Below are 21850 nucleotides of genomic sequence, written 5' to 3'. Positions count from 1 at the left end.
TTCTGGGCCCGGTTCGCAGGCTACATCGGGATTGCGGCAAACGATTTAAGAGCGGTATCAACAACGGGTAATCTTAGCCTGTGACATTTTTGCTTGCTGCACTGGGAATCCTGGGGATTTCGGCCTCCGGCCCGATCATCGCTGCATTTCCCCAGGTTCCCGTGCTGTCCATGGCTTTGTGGCGCAATGGCGCAGCTGCCGCCGTTCTGTCAGTTCCCGTGCTCAAGAGGAACCGGCAGTCCTATCGGCAGATCACGAGCCGTGAATGGTTCTTCACCAGCGTCGCCGGTGTCGCCTTGGCACTGCATTTCGTGTGCTTCATGTACTCGATGCGCCTGACCAGCGTCGCCGCCGGCACCGCCCTAGTGTGCATCCAAGGTGTATGGATCGCGCTCTTCCAGGCATCGCGCGGGGTCCGGTACCGCAAGCCGGTTTTCTTCGGGATGGGCATTGCGATCTTGGGAGTCGTGCTGATTACCGGTTTCGATCTGGGACAGGGCTGCGATGCAATTATCGGAGACCTGCTCGCCCTTGCTGGCGGTGTGCTTGCCGCCATTTACACACTGGCGGGTGCCACGGCACGCAAGACCATGGGCACGGCAACGTACTCCTCCAGCTGCTACGGCATCACCGCGGTGATTCTGCTGGTGCTTTGTCTGGTGGCCGGCCAGCCGGTCTGGGGTTTCAACGCCACCGGATGGCTTGGAATCATCCTGCTTACCGTCTGCGCCCAGCTGCTCGGGCACACGGCCATGAACCACCTGCTCAATGTGCTGGGCCCGCTGACAGTTTCCACGCTGATCCTGCTCGAGATTCCAGGCGCCGCTCTGCTTGCGGCGCTGGTACTAGGGCAAGTCGTGCCGACGGCGACCTATCTGGGACTTGCAGTGATCCTGTTGGGGCTGGTTCTCGTGGTCAGAGGCCAAGTACCGCCTAAAACCGCGGCGTGACCCAGTTACTGGTCTTCGCTCAGAATTTCGCGTACTTCGTCGACAGTCGCTTCGCGCGACGCGACCGGCTGCTGCGGCTCGGCGCTGGCAGGCTCGTTTTCCCATGGGTCCTCAACCGGCTTGGACGCTTTCCAAGCGGCCACCAGCAATGCGACGAGTCCGGCAATTAGGCCTACGGCTAGTAGCTTTCCAGCATTGCTCTTCTTGCTCATGTTTGCTCCCTCTTGATTCAAGCTGTTGTCGAACAGACACCTCCAGCCTAGGCACATGCCACTGCCGGAGCCAGCGTTTGGCCGCCGTGCATCGAAAATTGCCCGAAATTTTCACTGACCGCGTAGGCCGCTTTTCGCGGCTCGGGCCGTGCTCATGGAAGAATAAGAGCATGACCGCAAACGCAACGCACAAAGCCACGATTCACACCTCTTTGGGCGACATCGTTGTCGATCTTTTCGGCAACCACGCTCCAAAGACTGTCAGCAACTTCGTCGGCCTTTCCACCGGTGAGCAGGAGTGGGTTCACCCGGAATCCGGTGACAAGAAGACCAACACCCCGCTGTACAGCGGAACCATTTTCCACCGCATCATTGCAGACTTCATGATTCAGGGCGGCGACCCACTGGGCCAGGGCTTCGGTGGCCCAGGCTACCAGTTCGATGATGAGATCCACCCGGAACTGAACTTCAACGAGCCTTACAAGCTGGCCATGGCCAACGCAGGCATCCGCATGGGCCGCGGCACCAACGGTTCGCAGTTCTTCATCACCACCGTTCCAACCACCTGGCTGCAGGGCAAGCACACCATCTTCGGTGAAGTCACCGAAGCCGAGTCCCGCAAGGTTGTCGACGCTCTGAATGCTGTTGCCACCGATGGCCGCGACAAGCCACTGGAAGACGTAGTTATCAACTCGATCGACATCGAGACCCTGTAACTTCTTCGTCCCGCGATTCGAAGGCTCCGGCGATTCCCTTAGTGGAGTCGACGGGGCCTTCGATGCTTAACCACGACTGTTCAACCCAACGCTAGGTAGAAAACCAAATGTCTTACGGGCAAGTGAATCCTCAAGGCCACTCCCAGCCAACCTGCTTTCGGCATCCAGAGACGGTCTCGTATGTCTCATGCAACCGCTGCGGGCGTCCAGTTTGCCCGCAGTGCCAAGTCCCTGCACCCGTCGGTGTTCAGTGCGTTGAATGCGTGAGGCAGGCGAATCAGAATATTCCGACGCAGAAGACGCAATTCGGCGGCCGTCTGCGCACCGGCGCACCCCTGGTCACGATGATTTTCATCGGGCTGAATGTGTTCGTCTACCTGCTGCAGTGGATTATTCCCGGCTTTACCAAGGATCTGGTGCTGATCCCGGCCATCGCGGCCTACGAACCATGGCGCCTGCTCACCAGTGCCTTCGCGCACTCCACAGGATCGTTCCTCCACATTCTCATGAACATGTACGGCGTCTACATTTTCGGCATGCTTCTCGAACCTCGGCTTGGCAGGCTTCGATTCACATGGCTGTACCTTCTCAGCGCATTGGGCGGTTCGTTGGGAGTCATGCTTCTGAGCCCGGCCACGACGGCAACACTGGGCGCTTCCGGCGCCTTGGCGGGCCTCTTCCTGGCTACGTTCGTAGTTCTGCGAGGCAACAAGCAGGCGCTGCGCCAAATGGCGATTATTCTGGCGCTTAACGTCGTCCTCGGCTTCGTTGTTTCGGGAATCTCATGGCAGGCCCACCTCGGCGGCGCGGTGGCCGGCATTGTCGCCGCTTCTTGCATCATGTTGATTCCTAGGAGTAATCCACAGCGTTCGAAGATTCAGCTTTCGCTCTTGGGTGCATTGAGCGTGGTCATGATTGTTTCAACCTATCTCGCCGTCGAATCGGCTAAGTGGCCTCTGGCCTGATTCGAAAACACGCCAGCAAAGATATCCACACTGCTTATCCACACTGTTAATAACTTACACCCGTGTAACTCTGCGTCGGCGAAGTTATTAATAGCCCGGATTGACTGCAATCCCAGGGAATAAGCCTCCCGAATCGTAGATACTCACACCTTTCTCCCCAGCTGTGGATAACTTTTAAACACGGCTGTAGATATCGCGTCTACGAACGGGAAACCTGTTAATAACCTGCGGTTCGAATCTTTAAACGAAACAGGTGAGTGCTACCGCTTGCTCGGTAAAATGGGTATTTCCACAAGAGGGATCCACAGTGTTAATAACTTTTGTACACAACTAGTTTGTTGCATAAAAACCCTCTGACATGGAGCTTTGCTCTAAATTAAACACAAATGCCCATGTTGTCCCCATCTGTGGATAACGTTGTGAACAAGTTGTGACTACGGGCTATCCACAACGCCTGTGGATAGGTGTGGATAGTTGTTGGTTAACTGGTGAAAAGTGGTGCCAAGAGCATGATGGCGAATGACGACATGAAGATGCAGATGAGGCCATCCAGAACCCGCCAGGCGGTGGGCTTGGCGAAGAATCTGGACAGGAAGCGCGCTGCATACCCCAGCGCGGTAAACCAAAGCACGCTTGCCAGCATCGCTCCCACCGCGAAGGCGCCAGACGCTTCGCCCTGGGATGCGCCGATGGAGCCGAGCAGGAGCACCGTGTCGATGTAGACATGGGGGTTGAGCCATGTCAGCATCAGCGCCGTCGCGGCAACCGACCATGCAGTGGTTGGTGCTGAGGTGCTCGACGAATCCATGCCCGATGGAGCGATGGCGCGTCGCAGTGCAAAAAAAGCATAGCAAATCAGGAAGATTGCTCCGCCGATGCGGGCAATCGTCAGGATCCATGGAGCTCGCTCCACAACCATGCCCACGCCGGTTATGCCCGCGAAAATGAGTACTACGTCGGACAGTGCGCAAAGCACCACCGTCAGCAGGATGTGTTCGCGGCGAATTCCCTGTCGCAGGACAAACGCGTTCTGCGCTCCGATGGCAACAATGAGCGATAGTCCCGTCGAGAGTCCGAGAAGGAGGGAAGCGTTGATCATGGAATGACAGTACGAAAATCAACAAGATGATGTCGAACTTAAGTTTCTGATTCTGCATTAGGGTATCTAATGTGAAATTCGATGTGGAACACCTGCAGACGCTGTTGGCCGTCGTGGATGCTGGAAGCTTCGATGATGCATCCATTGATCTGGGGATTACTGCCTCTGCCGTGAGTCAGCGGATTAAGGCACTGGAGAACAGGCTGGGGGCCGTGCTGGTCGTGCGCAGCCGTCCTGTGGTTCCGACGGAGCAGGGAATCAAGGTGTTGCGGTATGCGCGGCAAATTGCGGCGTTGAGCGCAGAATTCTCCTACGAGATCTCCCTGACAGGCCACCAGCAGATCGCCGTGGGAGTGAATGCCGACTCGCTATCGACCTGGTTTACGCCGGTTTTCGACGAGCTGGCCCGCTGGACCGATGTTTCGGTCGAGATCCTGCGCATGGATGAGAGTCGATCCCTCGACACCTTGCGCAGCGGGCGGGTCAGCGCGGTGGTCACCAATAGCTCGGTTGCCGCCCAAGGATGCACTGTCCGCAAGCTCGGCGCGTTGCGCTATCGAGCAGCGTGCACCCCCGGGATGGCCCGGGAGCACTTCGCCCGTGGATCCTCCGATGGATTCCTAACCGCCCCCATGATGATTTTCGACCGCGAAGATCGGTTGCAGCACCATTTGCTGGAGCAGCTGGGGCTGGATCCGGGCCAGCGGCACGGGGCAGTGCACATGGTTCCGGATTCATGGCAGTTCTTGCGCGCGATCCAGGCGGGCATGGGATGGGGGATGGTCCCCGAACAACAACTCGCTCAAGTTCACGGGCTCGAAGAGCTCGATGATCGGTGGTTCATCGACGTCCCGTTGTATTTTCAGCGCTGGTCCGTGGATTCGGAGATTCTCGGACGCTTGGAATCCACACTGCTTCAGGTGGCCAGCGAGAGCGGCCTGGATTTGCTAACCTGAATGCCAAGCGGGCACTTCGGTCCGCATCCGGACGATGGAGCCGTACCCGGGATCACGACAAGACGGCCAGAGAAGGAATCTGGCGATGTACTGGCTTGTCTTGATTGTTTCCGGGATTTTTGAAGCCGTCTGGGCGACTGCGCTGGGGCTCAGCGACGGATTGTCGCGGCTGGTCCCCACCGTCGTATTCTTCGTGGCACTGCTGCTTTCCATGGGCGGACTAGCCTACGCAATGAAAGAAATCCCCACCGGAACCGCCTACGCGGTCTGGGTGGGGATCGGTGCATCGCTGACCGTCATCTACTCGATGGCCACGGGGCAGGAGCCGGTGACCATTTTGAAGATGGTTTTCATTCTCGGCCTGGTTGGATGCGTGATCGGCCTGAAAGCCGTCAGCCACTAATGTGGGTCTATTTCCAGCCTGTGGTCATGAAGAATCCAACCATGGCAATGCCGAAGCCGATGACGATGTTCCAGCCGCCGATGTTCGGGATCGGGAACAGGGTCTGGGAAATGTAGTAGACCATGATCCACACCAGGCCCAGAAGCATCAGGCCGAACATCACCGGCTTGTACCAAGCGGGCATCGGCTTATCCACGGCATGGGATCCCTGGTTCTCCTGGGACTGTGGCTTGTTCTTGCGTCGTGGCTTTGACTCCGGCACTCGAATGCTCCCTTAGCTTCTTCCGCATAATGTAGTACATGTGGGAGACGATTGGATCCTCCCGGTACGCTAGGTGCAGGAGAACGTTCGCATCGTTCCAGTTTTCCTGCGTAGCTTCCATACTAACGGTAATGCGTCCTGCCCAGAGAGTCGGAACGACTCCTCGCCAAGGAGCTTGCGCCTTTACCGATGCCCGCCCTTAAACAAGGAGCATGATCGACGTGAACCGTGCCGCAACCGCGACAGGCCGCCGAGCGACCCGCCCTCGGCAGTCAGTGGGTAGCCGGATCGCCGGGTTCTTCGGTGAGCTGCTGATTACCCTCGGCATCGTGCTCATGCTCTACGTGGCGTGGGAACTGTGGTGGACAAACATCGATTCGGCCCAGGCCCAGCAGGAAGTCACGAACAATCTGGTTCAAAACCTCGGCGAAGTGGTCATTCCGGAGGTCAAGGACGACGGCAAGGACTACGGCCCGGCGCCGGTGTCCGAATTCGGGTCGGGGGAGACCTTCGGCATCATGTATTTCCCGACGTGGGGATCGAACGGAACCTACCATCCGGTCACCAACGGGGTGGGGGACGACGTCATCAACAACCTGGGCATCGGGCACTACCCGAACACCCAGCAGCCCGGAGAAAAGGGAAACTTCGCGGTGGCGGCGCACCGCCAGACGCATGGCCAGGTGTTCTGGGACATCGACAAGCTCCACGAGGGCGACAAGATCTACCTCCAGACCAAGGACGGCTATTACACCTACACCTGGTCCAAGACGGAGATCGTGAATCCCTCCGATGGGGAGGTCCTGCTTCCCGTGCCGCACGAGTGGGGTGCCGAACCAACGGACTCCATTCTCACCATGACCACCTGCCACCCGAAGTACACGACGCGCCAGCGCATGATCGCATACTCGGAGCTGACCGATTGGCGGCCGCTTGATGCCGGGCCGCCATTGGCAATTCGCGATCTTGTTGCCAAGGCAACCAGCTAGGGGAGAACAATGTACGCCTGGATTTTCCGCAACCTGCCCGGTCCTATGTGGCTTCGTATTATCGAATCATTGATCCTCATTGCCGCCGTCGTGCTATTACTGATGATGTATGTCTTCCCGTGGCTGAATGAGTACATCAGCCCGTTCACCGACTCGACGATTGGCCAAAGCACCCAGTGAGCAGCATCAAGATCCTCGTGATCGACAATTATGACAGTTTCGTCTACACCTTGGTGGGGTACTTGCAGGAGCTGGGCGCGCAGACAACCGTCTACCGCAACGACGACCTCTCCTTCGCACAGGCGGCCGAATTGGCCGCCCAGCATGACGGGGTGCTGGTTTCCCCCGGCCCGGGCGACCCGGCAGGCGCCGGCGTGAGCATCGAGCTGATCAAGTGGTGCGGCGAGCAGTCCAAGCCGATGCTCGGGGTCTGCCTGGGCCACCAGGCGCTAGCCGAGGCCTATGGCGGGGTCGTGACCCACGCCGAGGAACTAATGCATGGCAAGACCTCGCTGGTCTCCCACGACGAGCATCCGGTGTTTGCCAAGGTGGCGAATCCGTTCACCGCCACCCGCTACCACTCGCTGGCTGCAGTGCGCGAGAGCATCCCCGACGAACTTGAAATCATTGCCCAGACCGAGGGAGGCGTCATCATGGGGCTGGCGCACCGTGCTGCGCCGCTGTGGGGCCTGCAGTACCACCCGGAGTCGGTGCTGACCGAGCAGGGCTACCAGATGCTCGGCAATTGGCTGGAATTCGTCGGTCTGGCCGGGGCGGCCGAGAAGGCGTCAACACTCAGCCCGCTATTCAGCGGCGAATAAACAGCGGTCAAACGCATCGCGCCGGACCTTGGTCCGGCGCGATGCGTTTAATGGCGGTTATTCGGTCTGCGGACCGGTGGTAGGCCGGGTTCGATCTCGTCCATTATTCGACGAGTTGCTGTTGTTTCCGTTATTTCCACCGTTTCCCTTGCCATTATCATCGTCAGATGCGGAAGGCTGGTCTTGGGGGTCTTCGCTGACCGTAGCGCTCGGCGAAGGGGTCGGCGTCGGGGTCGGAGTCTGCTCGGGCTTCTCCTTGGCCACCGAGATCTTGACCAGGCTGCCTTGCTCAACGTCGGTGCCAGCGGCCGGATCCTGCGCGAAGAGCGTGCCTGGCTCGTGGTCGTCGGTCTCCACATCGATGAACTGGACCTTGAGCTGGAAGTCCTCGGCGGTCAGGGCCTTGGTCGCTTCATCCTGGGACATGTTGGTCGCGGCGGGCACTGTGACCTGGCCGGTGGACAGGATCAGGTCGACCTTGGAACCGGCCTTGACCTTTGCTCCCAGCTCCGGGCTGGTGCCGATGACCCAGTCGGTCGGAATTGTCGCCGAGTTCTCGCGGCTGACCTCGCCGACCTCGAGCCCGGCCTGGCGCAGCGCATCGCGCGCCGCGGTTTCGGACTGGTTTTCAAGGTTCTTCGGGATCGTGCGCTGCTCCGAGCCGTCGGAGATGTACAGATCCACGGTGGATTCCTTGGCGATCTCCTGGCCGGTGACAGGGTCGGTGCGGGTCGCGTTGCCCTCGTCGACCTCGTCGCTGAATTCGTGTTTCACGCTCACATTGAACGTCGCGTTGCGCAGCAGGCTGGTGGCGTCCTGTTCGGACATGTTCAGCACGCTCGGCACGGCGACCGGGGCCTTGCGCTCCTGGTCCGCCTGGATTGAACGGATCACCAGGAAGCTGGCGATGCCCACGGCGAGTAGCGCGATGATGGTCAGCAGCACGATCAACCCGCGGTTGGTCTTGTGCCCGGGCTGGTCGTTGGCACGTGCTTCGGACCGGGTGGCGAATACCGGGTGCTCGTTGGTCAGCGGGGCCGGTTCGGCCGCGTAGAGCGTCTCGGTGGAGTCGTGTGTGCCGTAGATCGGCATGGTGTAGGTAGGCACCGTGGATTCGTGGAATTCCACGCCGCGGGAGGCGTCCTCCAAGGCGTCGGCAAAGGCGCCGGCGGACTGGAAGCGCTCGTCACGGTCCTTGGACAGCACCTTGAGCACGATCGGATCGTAGATCGGGTTGATGTCCGGGTTGGCCTCGCTGGGCGGGACCGGTGCTTCGCCGACGTGCTGATAGGCCACCGACACCGGCGAATCCCCGGTGAAGGGCGGCTTGTGGGTGAGTAGCTCGTAGAACAGGCAGCCGGCCGAGTAGATGTCCGTCCGGTAGTCGACCTGTTCGCCGCGCGCCTGCTCGGGGGAGAAGTACTGCGCGGTGCCGACCACCGCGGCGGTCTGCGTCATCGTGGCGGAGTTGTCCAGCGCCTGCGCGATGCCGAAGTCCATCAGCTTCACATGGCCCGACTCGGTGACCATGACGTTGGCCGGCTTGATGTCGCGGTGCACCACGTTCTTGGAATGCGAGTGGTCCAGGGCGGAGCAGACGCCGCGGATCAGCTCGACCGCATGGTGGTCGTCGACGTCTCCGTCGGCGATGACCTGCTTCAGGGTGCGGCCGGTGACGTACTCCATGACCATGAAGGGCAGCGCCTCCGCAGACTGGTCGGTCGCCGGCAGCAGTCCGGTGTCGTAGACCGCGACGATGTTCGGGTGGCTGAGCCCGGCCACGGCCTTGGCTTCGCGGCGGAAGCGGTTCACGACCATCGGATTGCCGGCAGTGTCCTGGCGCAGCACCTTGACCGCGACCTGGCGGGCCAGCACGTGGTCGGTCGCGAGGTAGACGTCGGCCATGCCGCCGCGGCCGATCAGCGACTCGATTTCATAGCGCTCGTTGATCAGGCGCGGAAGTCCCGCAGGCAACGGTTCAAATTGGCTCATGGCGTGTCGCTCTGAGCAGTTTCATCGGGCGTAGCCGATTCGGTAGCCTTTCCAGTGTTGCCGGAATCCGGTGATTCGGAATTTTTGGTTGGTGATGGATTTGGCTCCATAGAAGCTTCCGGCCCGGAAGAAACCGTGAGGTTTACGGTCGATCCCGGTGCCGCAGAGCCATCTCCGCGCGGTGATTGATTAAGTACCGTTCCGGCCGCTGCCGAGTCGCTGATTTCTTTCGTCGATGGGACAAGTCCCGCGTCCTTGATATCGGCTATTGCAGCATTGACGTCCATACCCACCACGTTAGGAACGGTAGCCCGCTCGGGGGCTTTGGCGATGGTGATCGTAATAGGAGAACCAAACGGTGCCGAACCTCGTGGAGATATCAGGATCACCGTATTCGGAGTCTCTGATGATTCTTCGTATGTCTCCCTAACTTCGAAACCTTTTTCGTTAAGTCGACCGCGAACGTATGAAGCGTCTTCGCCGCGTAGTGAAACATCATCGATTGCGATCAAGGTAGGGGTTGATGGTTCTTTTTGAGTTGGGGTCGAGGACTCCGTGAGAGAAGGAGTTTCCGATGCACTTTCGGAAGTGTCGGTCTCTGTCGGAGATTGTGTATTTGCGGTCTCTACAGGATTTTTGCCATTCTCGCCGGTGAACGCTGGGATCAGCCAGGCGGCCAGGCCGATGAGCGCGGCGAGCACGATGATCGCGACCAGCGGGATCACCCACGGGCTGCGCTTGCGCTCCGGGTCCTCGTGGTACTCCTGGACGTCGGCGTCCTCGTCGTCGAATCCCTCGCCGTCGCCGGCGCTGGAGACGGTGAATTCGTTCTGCGCCGGGCTGGCCGGGGCCACCACGGTGGGCATGGCGTTGGTCATCGCCGGCGCGGAATCCGCGGCGGAGAAGGCCTGGGTCGCATCGTCGTCGAGGTTCAGCGCCTGGGTGGCGTCATCGGCGACGCCGGCAGCCAGCATGCCGGGCACTGCCAGCGTCGCGGTGTTGGTGTCTCCCGCGCGCAGGGCGTCGGCAGCCTTGGCCAGCGCCGTGGCGTTTTCCGGGCGGTCGGCGGGGTTCTTGGCCAGCATGGACATGATCAGCTGGCGCACCGGGGCCGGGATGGTCTCCGGCAGCGGCGGCGGCGCGTCGTTGACCTGGGCCAGGGCGATGGCGATCTGCGATTCGCCGGTGAACGGGCGGCGCCCGGCGAGGCATTCGTAGCCGATGACGCCCAGCGCGTAGATGTCCGAGCTGCCGGTGGCGTTCTGCCCGGTGGCCTGCTCCGGGGCCAGGTACTGGGCGGTGCCCATGACCTGTCCGGTGGCGGTCAGCGGGACCTGGTCGGCAAGGCGGGCGATGCCGAAGTCGGTGATCTTCACGGTGCCCGAGGGCATGACCAGGATGTTGCCCGGCTTCACGTCGCGGTGCACCAGCCCGTGCTCGTGGGCGGCGGCCAGAGCCCGCGCGGTCTGGGCAATCAGCGACAGCGTCCGGTCCACGTCGAGCTTGCGCTCGCGCTCGATGATGGTGGACAGCGGCGGGCCTGGAACGAGCTCCATGACCAGGTAGGCCGAGCCTTCCTCCTCGCCGTAGTCGAAGACGCCGGCGATGCCGGAGTGGTTCAGCAGCGCGGTGTGCCGGGCCTCGACGCGGAAGCGGGTCAGGAACGACTCGTTGTTCGTGTATTCCTCTTTGAGGATCTTGATCGCCACGAGGCGTCCAAGAACCTGGTCCCGCGCTTTCCATACTTCGCCCATGCCGCCGATTGCAATGCGATCGGTCAACTTGTAACGCCCGCCCAAGGTGGTGCCGGTTATTGGCCTCACTTGTTGAACACCGCCTCTACCATCTTCTTCATGATTGCCCCGGCCGTGTTGTGGCCAGTGTTGTAGTCTACTTGCTGGATTGTCACCGTGATGGCGACCTGCGGATCATCCGCCGGCGCGAAGCCGGTGATCCAGGAGTTCACGATCGGCGTGCCGTCCTCCAGGGTCTTCACCTGGGCCGTGCCGGTCTTGGCACGGAGGTCGACACCCGGAACCGCAGCGTTCATGGCGGTGCCCGACTGCACGGGGCCCTTCATCAGGGACTTCAGGTCCGCCGCGACCTCCGGGGTCGTCGCCGTGGAGAACTTCTCCGGCTTCGGTTCCTCGATGACCCGCAGATCCGGAGCGGTGACCTTCTTGACCATGTTCGGCTTCATGATCACCCCGTCGTTCGCGATGGCCATGGCGGCCATGTTCATCTGCAGCGGGGTGACCTTGTTGTTGTATTGGCCGATGGCCATCTGGGCCAGCTGCGCCGCAGTGATGTCCTTGGTCGGGAACTGGCTCGGGGTGACCGACTGCGGGATGTCCAGCTGCTGGCCGAAGCCGAAGCGTTCGGTCACGTCCGCGAACTTCTCCAGGCCGAGCTTCTGGCTGATCTCCATGTACGGGGTGTTGCAGCTCTGCGCGAAGATGAACTCCAAGGTGGCCTCGGAACGGCGTCCGCAGATGCCCTCGTAGAAGTTGTTCATCGTGTTGCTGGATCCCGGGTAGTTCACCGACGCGGGGTTCTTGATCACGGTGTTCATGTCGTAGTGCTCGGACTCGAGCGCGGCAACCGTGCTCAGGATCTTGAATGAGGAGCCGGGGGAGACCAGGTCGCCGATCGCCGGGTTGACGTAGGGGCTCAACCCGTCGATCTCGCTGATCTTCTTCATGTTCTTGGCCGCTTCGGAGGTCGAGTGGACCGCCAGGTCGTTGGTGTCGAAGGTCGGCTTGGAGACCATGCTCAGGATTTCGCCGGTCTTCGGGTCGGTGACCACCACGCTGGCGCGCAGGCCGTCAGGGATCGCGTCATAGGCTGCCTGCTGCAGCTTGCCGTCGATGGTCAGCTCCACCGAAGCGCCCTCGGCCTTCTGGCCGGTGAACATTCCGGCCAGGCGGTCGAAGAGCAGGTCGGAGCTCGAGCCGGTCAGCCAGTCGTTCAGCTCGGACTCCAGCTGGGTGGTGCCGTTGGCCAGCGAGTAGTAGCCGGTCAGGTGCGCATACAGCTCGGGATCGGTGTACTTGCGCTGGTAGTTGAACTGGCCGTCGTCGGTTTCCACCGACTCGGCGATCGGCTTGCCGTCCACCAAGATGGCGCCGCGCGGAAGATCGAACTCGCGGAACAGCTGCCGCTTGTTCAGGGCGTTGTCGTTGAGGGTTTCGGCGTTGAAGAACTGGATGTAGCTCAGCGCGCCGAGGCAGATGAGGAACATTGCGGTCAGGGCGACCCATACGCGCTTGATTGCCTGATTCACTGATTGGTCACCGCCTTCCGGTCCTTGAGCCTGCTGGTGGAGGGAGTTGCGATTTCATCGGTAGGTCCTACGGTGCCGCTCATGGGGCGGCGGGCATTGTGCGAGATGAGCAGGAGCAGGGCGATGATGATCCAGTTGGCCAGCAGCGAAGAGCCGCCGGCGGCCATGAACGGGGTGGCCAGGCCGGTCAGCGGGATGAGCCGGGTGACGCCACCGATGATGACCACGCACTGCAGGCCCAGGGTGAAGGCCAGGCCGCTGGCCAGCAGCTTGCCGAAGGTGTCGCGGGCCCCCAGCGCGGCGCGCAGGCCGCGCGAAACCAGCAGCATGAACAGCAAGACGATCGCGGTGACGCCGATCAGGCCGATCTCTTCGCCGAAGGAGGCGATGATCATGTCCGAGTTGGCCAGCGGGACGCGGTACGGGGAACCCCCGCCGAGCCCGGTGCCGAACAGGCCGCCGTCGGCCATGCCGAACAGGCCCTCGACAATCTGCGCGCTGCCGCCCCGGGCCTGGTAGATCTCCGGGTCGAAGGCATTGAGCCAGACGTTCACGCGGCGTTCGACGTGGCCCATGGTCAGCGCGGCGAATACGCCGCCGACCACCACCATCAGCAGGCCGATGATGACCCAGGAGATGCGGGCCGTGGCCACGTAGATCATCAGGATGAACAGGCCGAAGAACAGGATGGCCGAGCCGAGGTCGCGCTGCACCACCAGCACGCCGATGGACAGCAGCCAGGCGATGACCATCGGAGCCATGTCGCGCATGCGCGGGAGCTGCAGCGGCCCGACCTTGCGGCCCGCCATCAGGATCAGGTCTCGGTTCGACGAAAGATATCCGGCGAAGAAGATCGACAGGGTGATCTTGGCCAGCTCGCCGGGCTGCAGCGAGAACGGGCCGACATGGATCCAGATGCGCGCGCCGTTGATCGTGGCGCCCAGGAACGGAATCAGCGGTAGCAGCAGCAGGACGATGGATGCCAGCAGCGCGATATAGGTGAAACGCCGCAGGATGCGGTGGTCCTTCACCGCCCACAGCACCAGGGCCGCGACCAGGATGGCGATGGCCGTCCACATCAGCTGTCGGCTGGACTGGGACGTGCCCTTGGCCAGGTCGATGCGGTGGATCATCGCCAGGCCCAGGGAGTTCAACGCCACGGTGATCGGAAGTATTACCGGATCGGCATACTTGGCGAAAATCCGCAGAAGTACGTGGATGATCAGGGCCAGGGCGCCCATGATCCCCATCTGGATCAAAAAGTTCTTGCTGTCGTTGTCCTCGGTGGCGCTGCCGACCAGGAAGAAGGCGGCACCGCCCACGCACAGGGCCAGCAGCAGCAGCAGGAGCTCGAGATTGCGCCGAGGCACCGGTGCGGTTTGCACTTCGGTCATTGCATGATCTCCTGACAGTAGCTTGGCAACGGCGTTTGCGTGGATTGGTTGTCCGCATTGCCCGGAACCTGAACCGGGCAGTTCTGCTTCGCGGTGACCAGAAGCTCCTGGATGATTGACTGGGCGTGCTCCCGGCTGTCGGCCGGAATGGTGGACTCAACACGCTGGCGCGAGTACTCCGGCAGCGCCTCGAGCGGAACCGAGCTGACGGTGTCGATTTCCGAGAGGGAAATCGGGCCGAGCTCCTGCGGCACGCCCTTGTAGATGGCGACCTTCCCGTCCACCGGGCCGACGAAGTACTGGGTCTGTGTCCACATGTAGCCCCAGGCCCCCAGGATCACCACCAGCACGGCCGTCAAGGTCAACAGGATCGGCATCAGCCAGCGTCGATGCGGCAGCGATTCCTCGATGGGATCCAGCACGCCGCTGGCCGCGGGGGAGCGGTGCGTGAGCAGGGCGGCTGCGCGGCGTTCCCCGGTGTGCTGGGTGACGACAGGGATCTGGCCGGTCTGCGTGGCCAGCTGGGCGGCCCCCACCAGCAGGTGCGGGCGCTGGGAGATCTCGTGGCGCAGCAGCGAGGCGCTGGCCTCGACATCGCCTTCCGCGGCGATTGCCAGCTGGCCGGTATCCGGAGCTGGCTCCAGCGCTTCCGGTTCATCGCCGTCCGGGGCCTGGTCTTCCACGATTTCGAACATCACCACGGTGACGTTGTCAGGTGCGCCGTTCTTCAGCGTGATCGCGACCAGGTCGTTGACCGCCTGATCCATGTCCGGGGTCGAACGGATGATTTCCTCGATGACCGGCAATGGCACTGCGTCGGTCAAGCCATCCGAGCAGAGCATCCAGCGTTCGCCGACGCTTGCCTCCAGCTGCTGGACGTCGAGCTCGGGGGAAGCATCCGAATCGCCCAACACGCGCAGGAGCACGTTCTTGTGGGGGTGGATTTCCGCTTCCGCGCGGCTGATGCGCCCCTCTTCGACGAGGCGCTGGACGAAGGTGTGGTCGGTGCTGATCTGCTCGAAAACGTCGTTTTTCAGGCGGTAGGCGCGTGAGTCGCCGATATGGGCCATGTGCAGCGTCGAGCCGGACAGGAGCAGCGAGGTCACGGTGGTTCCCATGCCGGAAAGCTTGGGATTGGCGCCGACCAGTTCGTTCAAGACGAGATTGGCGGCCTGGATTTCATCCGGCAGCGCATTTTGCGGATCGGCCGTCACTGGACGGTCCAGATGCACCAGATCCAGCACGGTGGAGGCCGAGGCGACGTCGCCTCCTACATGGCCGCCCATGCCGTCGGCCAGTACCGCGAGGTGCTGACCCACATAGGCGGAGTCGTCATTCTTCTTGCGGATTCGTCCGACGTCGGACTTGGCAGCAAATTTAAGCTTCAAAGCCATAGGCTAAGCCTTCAATTCCAAGACAGTCTTCCCAATGCGGATGCGCTGCCCCGGCTCAACTGCCTGGGCACGGGTCAGCTGGCTGTCTCCTACGAAGGTTCCGTTGGTGGAACCGAGATCTTCAATGAACCAGCGCGAGCCCTGTGGGAACAGGCGGGCGTGGCGTCCCGAGGCGTAGTCGTCTTCCAGGACCACCGTCGCATCCTGGGCACGGCCGAAGAGGATCGGCTGCCCCTGCAGGGTGATGGTGCGTCCGGCCAGGGGGCCCTCGAGGATCTGCAATGCGCTTGCGGGTTTGCGGGTGGTCGGTTCCGGCTCGGCCAGCTCGGGGTTCTTCTTCAGCGCCCGGGCGCTCGGCTTTCCGGTGCGCGACCGCGAGCCGATGGCCAGATCGCGGCGCATCGACCCGACCACGCTGAGAACGAGTAGCCAGATCAGGACAAGGAAGCCCAAACGGAGCAGGCTCAGAACGAGGTCATTCATGCATGGTCTCCGTTGTTCGTGGTAATCAGTCGGAAGACGATCTTCGTCTGTCCGATATTGATGATTGAACCGTCAAATATACGGGTTTCAGAGGAAATTTTCTTTCCATCAACGTAGGTTCCGTTGGTGGAACCGAGGTCGGAGACGACATAGGTATTCTGTCCGCGGGTCTCGACGCGGACGTGCTGGCGCGAAACTCCCGAGTCGTCCACCGGGATGTCGGTGCTGGCCGAACGGCCGAGAACGATTGAGTGATGGTGCAATGCGAAACGTTCGCCGTCGACTTCCAAGATCGCCTGCTTGGGGATGGAAGGTGCCGCGGGCTCGGGCTTCGGGCGGCTGGTTGGGCGCGGCTGGGCGGTGGTCTTCGGGGAAGCTGGCTCGCGGGGGATTGCGGCGGCGCCCGATGGCTTGGGCGCCGGTTCGCGAACCGGGGCAGAGGCGGCCGGTTTGGAGCTGGCATCCTTGATGGAACCGTTGATCTCCATCTCGCCGACCTTGAAGTTCGGGTCGGAGACGAAATGGATCATGATGTCGCTCTGCACCGAGTAGCCCTGGGTGCTTGCGTGTTCCGCGGTAACCTTAGCCAGCTCGTTGACGACGGATGAGCCCCATCCCTTGGCAGTCTCGAAGTCCTTCTCGCTCAGGGAAACGACAAAGTCATTCGGCGCCAGGCTGCGGCCCTCGCTAATTGGCAGAATGCCGCGATCCATCTCATTGCGCAGGGCGGTGGTCAGCTCTACGGGTTTGATCTCGCTGGTGCTGGTGCCCCGGAAGAAGCTGGTGACGACCTTCTCCAAGCCTCGTTCGACCTTGTCGAGAAAGCCCATTACTCGCGCTCCTTCCTACCTTTTTGGATATCTATCGAGCCCCGATTGAGGTGGCCATTACGACCAGAACACGGAACTTCATTGTCGATCTTACTGTTTTCAGCTGTGCAATTGCCGGAAATTTGCTGGCGAACACGTGGTGCAATAGGCCAACGGAGCGGGCATTAAAAAAGTTGCAAATGTGTTGCTGACCACAAAGTACCGTTTCGATTAGGTGATCGGTAAAAGTGTGTGTAAGCTAATTCTTGTTGCCGCGAGAGTGGGCAGCGAAAAAGTAAATATGCGCGAGTGGCGGAATTGGTAGACGCGCTGGCTTCAGGTGCCAGTGATCGCAAGGTCGTGGGGGTTCAAGTCCCCCCTCGCGCACAAAATGGATAACCTCCGGTTTGAGATCTGAATCTCGAACCGGAGGTTATTTCTTTGCCTTGGAACACCTGTTTCGCGGCCCAAGGCCGTCTGCAAAAACACCTTCTTGCGTCGTGCAGATCTCACCCGGCGCGGACTACTCCGGCGGTCGCCTCGTGTCGGCTATCAAGAAGCCGCCTTCCGGGCGTGCCGCCAGCGGCCCCGCGCATTGACGGCGCAGGCGCGGACCGCGATGGCCACGGCGATGCCGGTGACGTATCCCGCGACCGGGCCGAAGCCGCCCTGCGGATGAGGGTCGAGGAAAGGGTACGGATATCACCCCGGAGTTGTCGCCGGGGTCGTCGCGAACGGAGCGCCGATCCAGGTGTATCCGGGCCAGGCCAGGGGGAAGGTGAGCGCCAAGGCCACGGATTTCCAGGGCAGCGCGCGGGGCTTGGGGTCGAAAAGCGCATCGAGAAGCGTGACGACCGGACCGAAAAGGTGCATGACCTCGTTCGACCAGGGCACGGTGATGCCCTGATCCAGCATGATGCCCCTGAGCAGCAGGTTGTAGGCCACGCCGGTGACGTGCATATAGGTCGTTGCGCAGGCAAGCAGGCCGGCCGTGCGGTGTCACGCGGCCTCGAGCCCTGGCTGGTCATCGGCCATGCGGCAAGCAGCAGCACCACGGCGCAGAAGATATTGGACAGGATCGTGCAGTAGTTGAAGAAATTGGCCATTGTGGTGACCGGATCCCGGTCGAGCGCTACGGTCCTTTCGATGGTGGCCCGGGTCTGGCCGCGAAGGCCGCGGGAAGCAGTAGGCCCATCACGCCGCGCACGGCAGCCCAGGCAAGCCACGAAGCGTTGGTTGATCCGGTCGAGCCCTGGGGCCGCGCGCGTGATCCCCACGGGAAAAGAATCCTGGTAACGCGGAGTGTTCCAATGCCGGGGCGTTCCCGACGGTGGTCCGGTGGCATAAAATCAGTCTCGGGAATTCACCGAAGGGATGGGCTGATGGCCGCCAAGGGCGAAGCATTTGAACTGACCGGAATCGTGCGGCTGATCGCCGACCGGCGAATCGTCGCATTCGACCAGGAATCCAGCGATCGGCTGCCCAGTCGCGGCCAGGTTGCGGTGGAACTGTCGGGTGCCTGCGACACGGTCACAGTCGTGCTCGACCCGGACGGGCGCAAGGGGCACTGGCTGTCCATCGACGGCAGCGGACCGGTGGATATCGACGCTGAACCAGGCTCGAAGCTGGCCTTCACCGCCCAGCTCTGCGGCAGCTGGCCGGAAACCGAGGTGCCGGGGGATCTTTCCGCGGCGCTGAAGGACACCCCGGAGTTGGACGGGACCTGGGCAGGACTGACCCCGATGGCGCGCTGGGAGTGGGTGCGCTGGGTCGGCGCGACCAAGAATCCGCAGACCAGACAGCGTCGCGTGGAGGTCAGCATCTCCAAGCTGCTGGACGGCAAGCGCCGTCCCTGCTGCTTCGACCTGTCCTCCTGCACCGACCCGGAGGTCGCCAAGGGCGGAAAGCTGATCGTCTAGGACCAGCCGGGCAGTGCGGCCTTCAGCAGATAGTAGGTGTCGAGCTCCGGCTCGGGATCGAAGATCAGGCCCAGCACGCCGCTGCTCATGACCACCATGCCCAGCACCACCAGCAGGGCCACGACCGCGGTGGCGACGGTGAAGAACCGTGAATTGCGCACTCCTACAGCCCGCCGTCGGCGGTAGTGGAGCCGCGGACCACAAGGGAGCTTGGAAGCATCGACTGCAGCGACTGCGGCGCCTGGCCGTCGATCAGTTCGCGCAGCTTGAGCGCGGCCTGCCGGCCGACCTCGGTGGCGTGGAGCTGGACGCTGGTGATCGAAGGGCTCGAGGTGGCCGAGTACGGCAAGTCGTCGAATCCGGTGACGGCCAGGCGGTGGGGGATTCGGATGCCCAGGTGGCGCGCCGCGTGCAGCACGCCGAAGGCCTGGGTGTCCGTGGCGCAGGCCAAGGCGGTCACCCCGCAGGACTCCCACATCGGCCAGTTGCGGCTGAATTCATCGGATGCCGCGCCGACGTCGATCATTGAGCTTGCCACATTGCCTGGCAGGACCTCGATGCCGTAGTGCGCGGCGGCGTCGAGGAAGGCTTCGCGGCGAACCATCAGGGTGTCGGTGCCGGTGCTGCCGTCCAGATAGGCGGCCTTGGTGTGCCCCAAGCTGGCGAAATGGGCCACAACTGCCTCGGCGCCCTGGGCCACATCCATGTTCACCGCGGGAATCGAAGGGTCGATGCCCGGCGCATCCAAGGCCACCAGCGGAAGCGGACCGGCCAGGTCTTCCAGGAACACCTTGGTCGGCGCATGGACCAGCAGCCCGGCCGGGCGCAGCCCCAGCAGGCGGCGGGTCTCGGTGGCGCTGGGGGAGATGCCCGCATCGGTCACTGAGAGCAGCAGCTGGTAGTCGTTGCCCAGGACCGAGCGAACGCCGGCGATCACCTTGGCGAAAAACGGGTTCGAAATATCGGGCGCCACCAGGATGACCAGCGAGCTGACTCCCTTGGCCAGCGAGCTGCCGATGCCGTCCACGAAGTAGCCGAGTTCGCGGATCGCCTCCCGGACGCGTTCCTCGTTGTGCTTCGAGACGCGGCCGGCGGACTTGCCGTTGGCCACCAACGACACGGTGGCGGTTGAGACCCCGGCGTGCTCGGCGACCATCGCGGCGGTCACGCGGCGCGGAGGCTGCTTGCCCGCAGATTTTTCCCCAATGTTCATGGATCCATACTAGTGCGCATTCCCGCGTTTGAAAGGCAATAGTTAAGCGTTTGACGATCGTGGTGGTTGCCGGGAGAATCAAGGAAGAACCGTAATCCATGCCGGCGGCCGCCGCCCGGCGCCCGAAGGACAGCACACCATGACTCATGAGGCACCTGCCGCTCGCAAGATCATCCTCGACTGCGATCCAGGCCATGATGATGCTGTCGCGATGCTCCTGGCCCACGGCAGCCCGAAGATCGATCTGCTGGCGGTCACCACCGTGGCGGGCAACCAGACCCTGGACAAGGTGACCGCTAATGCGCTCGCCGTCGGGACCATCGCCGGGATCACAGGCGTCCCGTTCGCCTCGGGTTGCGCCCGCCCGCTGGTGCGCGACATCGAAACCGCAGGCGACGTGCACGGGGATTCGGGCATGGACGGCCCCGCCCAGCCCGTGCCGAACATCGAGCTCGATCCGCGCCATGCCGTGGACCTGATCATCGACACGATCATGGCCCACGAACCGGGCGAGGTCACCCTGGTGCCCACCGGAGCCCTGACCAACATCGCCCTGGCCGTGCGCAAGGAACCACGGATCGTCCAGCGGGTGCGCGAAGTGGTGCTCATGGGCGGCGGCTACCACGTCGGCAACTGGAGCGCCGTGGCGGAATTCAACATCAAGATCGACCCGGAAGCCGCGCACATCGTCTTCAACGAACCGTGGCCGGTGGTCATGGTTGGACTGGACCTGACCCACCAGGCGCTGGCCACCGCCGAGGTCGTCGAACGCATCGAGCAGATCGGCACCGGCCCGGCCCGCTTCGTGCGCGAACTGATGGATTTCTTCGCCCAGGCCTATCGCGACAACCAGGGATTCGACGCGCCCCCGGTGCATGACCCGTGCGCCGTGGCCTATGTGATCGACCCCGACGTCGTGCGCACGGTCAAGGCCCCGGTCAGCGTGGAGCTGCGCGGCGAACTCACTCTGGGCATGACCGTTGCGGATTTCCGGGCCCCTGCGGCAGAGGATTGCCATACCTCGGTGGCGGTAGACCTGGACCACGCAGGATTCTGGAATCTGGTCATCGACGCGCTCGAGCGCATCGGTGATGTCGAGCTCCCGCAGCCCGCGTCCCGCTGAGCTCCGCGCCGCCACGTAGAAGTAGCCGTCACCACACCGCTGATTCACTGATATGTGACTAGGGTCAATGCAATTTCTGCCATCCGTTTTATAGACTGAAATCAACGCGGTATTCATTGAAACGAAGGTTGTGAGATGGCAGTACAAACCCCGCACCAGAACGTGGCATTTGAATCCTCCGGGACCGAAGCGCACGGATACCTCGCGCTGCCTGAATCCGGCAAGGGGCCCGGGGTCATCGTGATCCAGGAGTGGTGGGGATTGACCGACCACATCCGTGACGTCGCAGACCGCCTGGCCGCCCAGGGCTTCGTGGCGCTGGCCCCGGACCTCTTCGGCGGCAGCATCACCCACGACGGCGAAGAGGCAGGGCGCATGATGTCCGAGCTTCCCGAGGAAAAGGGCGCCGAACTGCTGGCCGGTGCAGTTGACTACCTGCTGGCGAGCGACAATGTCACCAGCGAGAAGCTCGGGGCCATCGGCTTCTGCATGGGCGGCGGGTTCGTCCTGCAGCTGGCGGCGCAGCAGGGCGAGAAGATCTCGGCGGCCGTGCCGTTCTACGGCGTCGGCCAGGGCGTGCCCAACGACTTCAGCGGCGTGAGCGCCGCGGTCCAAGGCCACTACGCGAACTTCGACGACTTCTACCCGGTCGACCAGGCGCGCGAGCAGGAACAGCAGATCCGCCGCGAATCCGGTACCGAAGTCACCTACTTCTACTACGACGGAAAGCACGCCTTCCACAACGACGAGAATCCGGCCGGGAACTACGATCCTGCGCTGGCCGACACCGCCTGGAAGCGCGCCGTGGAATTCCTACAGGAAAAAGTCGCTTAAAACCCATAAAGTGGTATCCATCACAGCAAGCAG

The 21850-nt window shown here is 62.2% G+C and carries 24 protein-coding genes, 1 tRNA gene and 1 riboswitch; of the genes, 12 read left to right on the top strand and 13 right to left on the bottom strand.

Going from position 1 to position 21850, the window contains the following annotated elements:
- The first annotated feature begins 80 nt into the window (after positions 1-80).
- Positions 81-950 (top strand): DMT family transporter, encoded by an 870-nt coding sequence (locus DFO58_RS15560; RefSeq protein ID WP_047120576.1) that lies wholly within the window; start codon positions 81-83, stop codon positions 948-950.
- 5 nt (positions 951-955) lie between these two features.
- Here DFO58_RS15560 and DFO58_RS15555 read toward each other — a convergent pair whose 3' ends face one another.
- Positions 956-1162, bottom strand: coding sequence for a hypothetical protein (locus DFO58_RS15555; RefSeq protein WP_047120577.1), 207 nt, complete (start codon positions 1160-1162; stop codon positions 956-958).
- Positions 1163-1332: 170 nt separating this feature from the next.
- On the opposite strand from DFO58_RS15555, the gene DFO58_RS15550 reads away from it, so the two are divergent.
- Positions 1333-1878, top strand: coding sequence for a peptidylprolyl isomerase (locus DFO58_RS15550; RefSeq protein WP_047120578.1), 546 nt, complete (start codon positions 1333-1335; stop codon positions 1876-1878).
- Positions 1879-2141: 263 nt separating this feature from the next.
- Positions 2142-2843, top strand: coding sequence for a rhomboid family intramembrane serine protease (locus DFO58_RS15545; protein WP_052772560.1), 702 nt, complete (start codon positions 2142-2144; stop codon positions 2841-2843).
- A gap of 481 nt (positions 2844-3324) precedes the next feature.
- On the opposite strand, the gene DFO58_RS15540 is transcribed toward DFO58_RS15545, so the two are convergent.
- Positions 3325-3942, bottom strand: coding sequence for a LysE/ArgO family amino acid transporter (locus DFO58_RS15540; RefSeq protein WP_113607272.1), 618 nt, complete (start codon positions 3940-3942; stop codon positions 3325-3327).
- A gap of 71 nt (positions 3943-4013) precedes the next feature.
- On the opposite strand from DFO58_RS15540, the gene DFO58_RS15535 reads away from it, so the two are divergent.
- Positions 4014-4898, top strand: coding sequence for an ArgP/LysG family DNA-binding transcriptional regulator (locus DFO58_RS15535; protein ID WP_047120581.1), 885 nt, complete (start codon positions 4014-4016; stop codon positions 4896-4898).
- A gap of 2 nt (positions 4899-4900) precedes the next feature.
- A riboswitch (guanidine-III (ykkC-III) riboswitch) is annotated at positions 4901-4969 on the top strand.
- Positions 4970-4983: 14 nt separating this feature from the next.
- On the top strand, positions 4984-5301 hold the full coding sequence (locus tag DFO58_RS15530) for a multidrug efflux SMR transporter (RefSeq protein WP_047120582.1): 318 nt from the start codon (positions 4984-4986) through the stop codon (positions 5299-5301).
- Between the two features lie 7 nt (positions 5302-5308).
- Here DFO58_RS15530 and DFO58_RS15525 read toward each other — a convergent pair whose 3' ends face one another.
- Positions 5309-5563 (bottom strand): cell division protein CrgA, encoded by a 255-nt coding sequence (locus tag DFO58_RS15525; RefSeq protein ID WP_047120583.1) that lies wholly within the window; start codon positions 5561-5563, stop codon positions 5309-5311.
- Between the two features lie 221 nt (positions 5564-5784).
- On the opposite strand from DFO58_RS15525, the gene DFO58_RS15520 reads away from it, so the two are divergent.
- The 3 genes from DFO58_RS15520 to DFO58_RS15515 are packed head-to-tail and all read left to right on the top strand — an operon-like array spanning position 5785 to position 7373.
- Positions 5785-6552 carry a class E sortase gene (locus DFO58_RS15520; RefSeq protein ID WP_052772602.1) on the top strand — a complete coding sequence of 256 codons (768 nt, stop codon included), beginning with the start codon at positions 5785-5787 and terminating at the stop codon, positions 6550-6552.
- Between the two features lie 9 nt (positions 6553-6561).
- Positions 6562-6732, top strand: a complete 171-nt coding sequence (locus DFO58_RS18590) for a hypothetical protein (RefSeq protein WP_047120584.1) — start codon at positions 6562-6564, stop codon at positions 6730-6732.
- A complete protein-coding gene (locus DFO58_RS15515) occupies positions 6729-7373 on the top strand; it encodes an aminodeoxychorismate/anthranilate synthase component II (RefSeq protein WP_047120585.1) in 645 nt (214 codons plus the stop codon). Before DFO58_RS18590 ends, DFO58_RS15515 begins: the two co-directional genes overlap by 4 nt.
- Before the next feature lie 57 nt (positions 7374-7430).
- Here the strand turns inward: DFO58_RS15515 and pknB are convergent, their stop codons facing one another.
- Genes pknB through DFO58_RS15480 form a run of 7 tightly spaced genes read right to left on the bottom strand, consistent with a single transcriptional unit; the run spans position 7431 to position 16749 of the window.
- Entirely contained in the window at positions 7431-9365 is a 1935-nt protein-coding gene (gene pknB / locus DFO58_RS15510) for a Stk1 family PASTA domain-containing Ser/Thr kinase (RefSeq protein WP_120991617.1), read from the bottom strand.
- Positions 9362-11188 (bottom strand): protein kinase, encoded by a 1827-nt coding sequence (locus tag DFO58_RS15505; protein WP_120991616.1) that lies wholly within the window; start codon positions 11186-11188, stop codon positions 9362-9364. Before DFO58_RS15505 ends, pknB begins: the two co-directional genes overlap by 4 nt.
- Positions 11185-12648, bottom strand: coding sequence for a penicillin-binding protein 2 (locus DFO58_RS15500; protein WP_047120588.1), 1464 nt, complete (start codon positions 12646-12648; stop codon positions 11185-11187). The genes DFO58_RS15505 and DFO58_RS15500 overlap by 4 nt, the downstream gene beginning before the upstream one ends.
- Positions 12645-14042 (bottom strand): FtsW/RodA/SpoVE family cell cycle protein, encoded by a 1398-nt coding sequence (locus tag DFO58_RS15495; protein ID WP_047120589.1) that lies wholly within the window; start codon positions 14040-14042, stop codon positions 12645-12647. The genes DFO58_RS15500 and DFO58_RS15495 overlap by 4 nt, the downstream gene beginning before the upstream one ends.
- A complete protein-coding gene (locus tag DFO58_RS15490; RefSeq protein WP_047120590.1) occupies positions 14039-15436 on the bottom strand; it encodes a protein phosphatase 2C domain-containing protein in 1398 nt (465 codons plus the stop codon). The genes DFO58_RS15495 and DFO58_RS15490 overlap by 4 nt, the downstream gene beginning before the upstream one ends.
- Before the next feature lie 3 nt (positions 15437-15439).
- Positions 15440-15919 (bottom strand): FHA domain-containing protein, encoded by a 480-nt coding sequence (locus DFO58_RS15485; RefSeq protein ID WP_047120591.1) that lies wholly within the window; start codon positions 15917-15919, stop codon positions 15440-15442.
- Positions 15916-16749 (bottom strand): DUF3662 and FHA domain-containing protein, encoded by an 834-nt coding sequence (locus DFO58_RS15480; protein ID WP_053797109.1) that lies wholly within the window; start codon positions 16747-16749, stop codon positions 15916-15918. The genes DFO58_RS15485 and DFO58_RS15480 overlap by 4 nt, the downstream gene beginning before the upstream one ends.
- Before the next feature lie 282 nt (positions 16750-17031).
- On the opposite strand from DFO58_RS15480, the gene DFO58_RS15475 reads away from it, so the two are divergent.
- Positions 17032-17115, top strand: a tRNA-Leu gene (locus DFO58_RS15475).
- A gap of 315 nt (positions 17116-17430) precedes the next feature.
- On the opposite strand, the gene DFO58_RS15470 is transcribed toward DFO58_RS15475, so the two are convergent.
- Positions 17431-17712, bottom strand: a complete 282-nt coding sequence (locus tag DFO58_RS15470) for a Pr6Pr family membrane protein (RefSeq protein ID WP_286163650.1) — start codon at positions 17710-17712, stop codon at positions 17431-17433.
- A gap of 398 nt (positions 17713-18110) precedes the next feature.
- On the opposite strand from DFO58_RS15470, the gene DFO58_RS15465 reads away from it, so the two are divergent.
- The gene (locus DFO58_RS15465; RefSeq protein ID WP_120991615.1) at positions 18111-18647 is read left to right on the top strand and encodes a YdeI/OmpD-associated family protein; all 537 of its coding nucleotides are present in this window, start codon (positions 18111-18113) and stop codon (positions 18645-18647) included.
- Here the strand turns inward: DFO58_RS15465 and DFO58_RS18585 are convergent.
- The gene (locus DFO58_RS18585; RefSeq protein ID WP_157359268.1) at positions 18644-18808 is read right to left on the bottom strand and encodes a hypothetical protein; all 165 of its coding nucleotides are present in this window, start codon (positions 18806-18808) and stop codon (positions 18644-18646) included. The genes DFO58_RS15465 and DFO58_RS18585 overlap by 4 nt on opposite strands.
- A gap of 2 nt (positions 18809-18810) precedes the next feature.
- Positions 18811-19860: a LacI family DNA-binding transcriptional regulator gene (locus DFO58_RS15460; RefSeq protein ID WP_047120594.1), complete on the bottom strand. Its 1050-nt coding sequence runs from the start codon at positions 19858-19860 to the stop codon at positions 18811-18813.
- Between the two features lie 139 nt (positions 19861-19999).
- On the opposite strand from DFO58_RS15460, the gene DFO58_RS15455 reads away from it, so the two are divergent.
- On the top strand, positions 20000-20983 hold the full coding sequence (locus DFO58_RS15455; protein ID WP_047120595.1) for a nucleoside hydrolase: 984 nt from the start codon (positions 20000-20002) through the stop codon (positions 20981-20983).
- A 135-nt stretch (positions 20984-21118) separates the two neighbouring features.
- Complete coding sequence (locus DFO58_RS15450; RefSeq protein ID WP_120991614.1) at positions 21119-21817, top strand: dienelactone hydrolase family protein; 699 nt, start codon at positions 21119-21121, stop codon at positions 21815-21817.
- Positions 21818-21850: the final 33 nt, after the last annotated feature.

The organism is Arthrobacter sp. AG1021 (assembly GCF_003633665.1).
Taxonomy (GTDB): Bacteria; Actinomycetota; Actinomycetes; order Actinomycetales; family Micrococcaceae; genus Glutamicibacter; species Glutamicibacter soli.
Note: the sequence above shows the minus strand (reverse complement) of the source record. Positions and strands in the feature narration are given on the sequence as shown.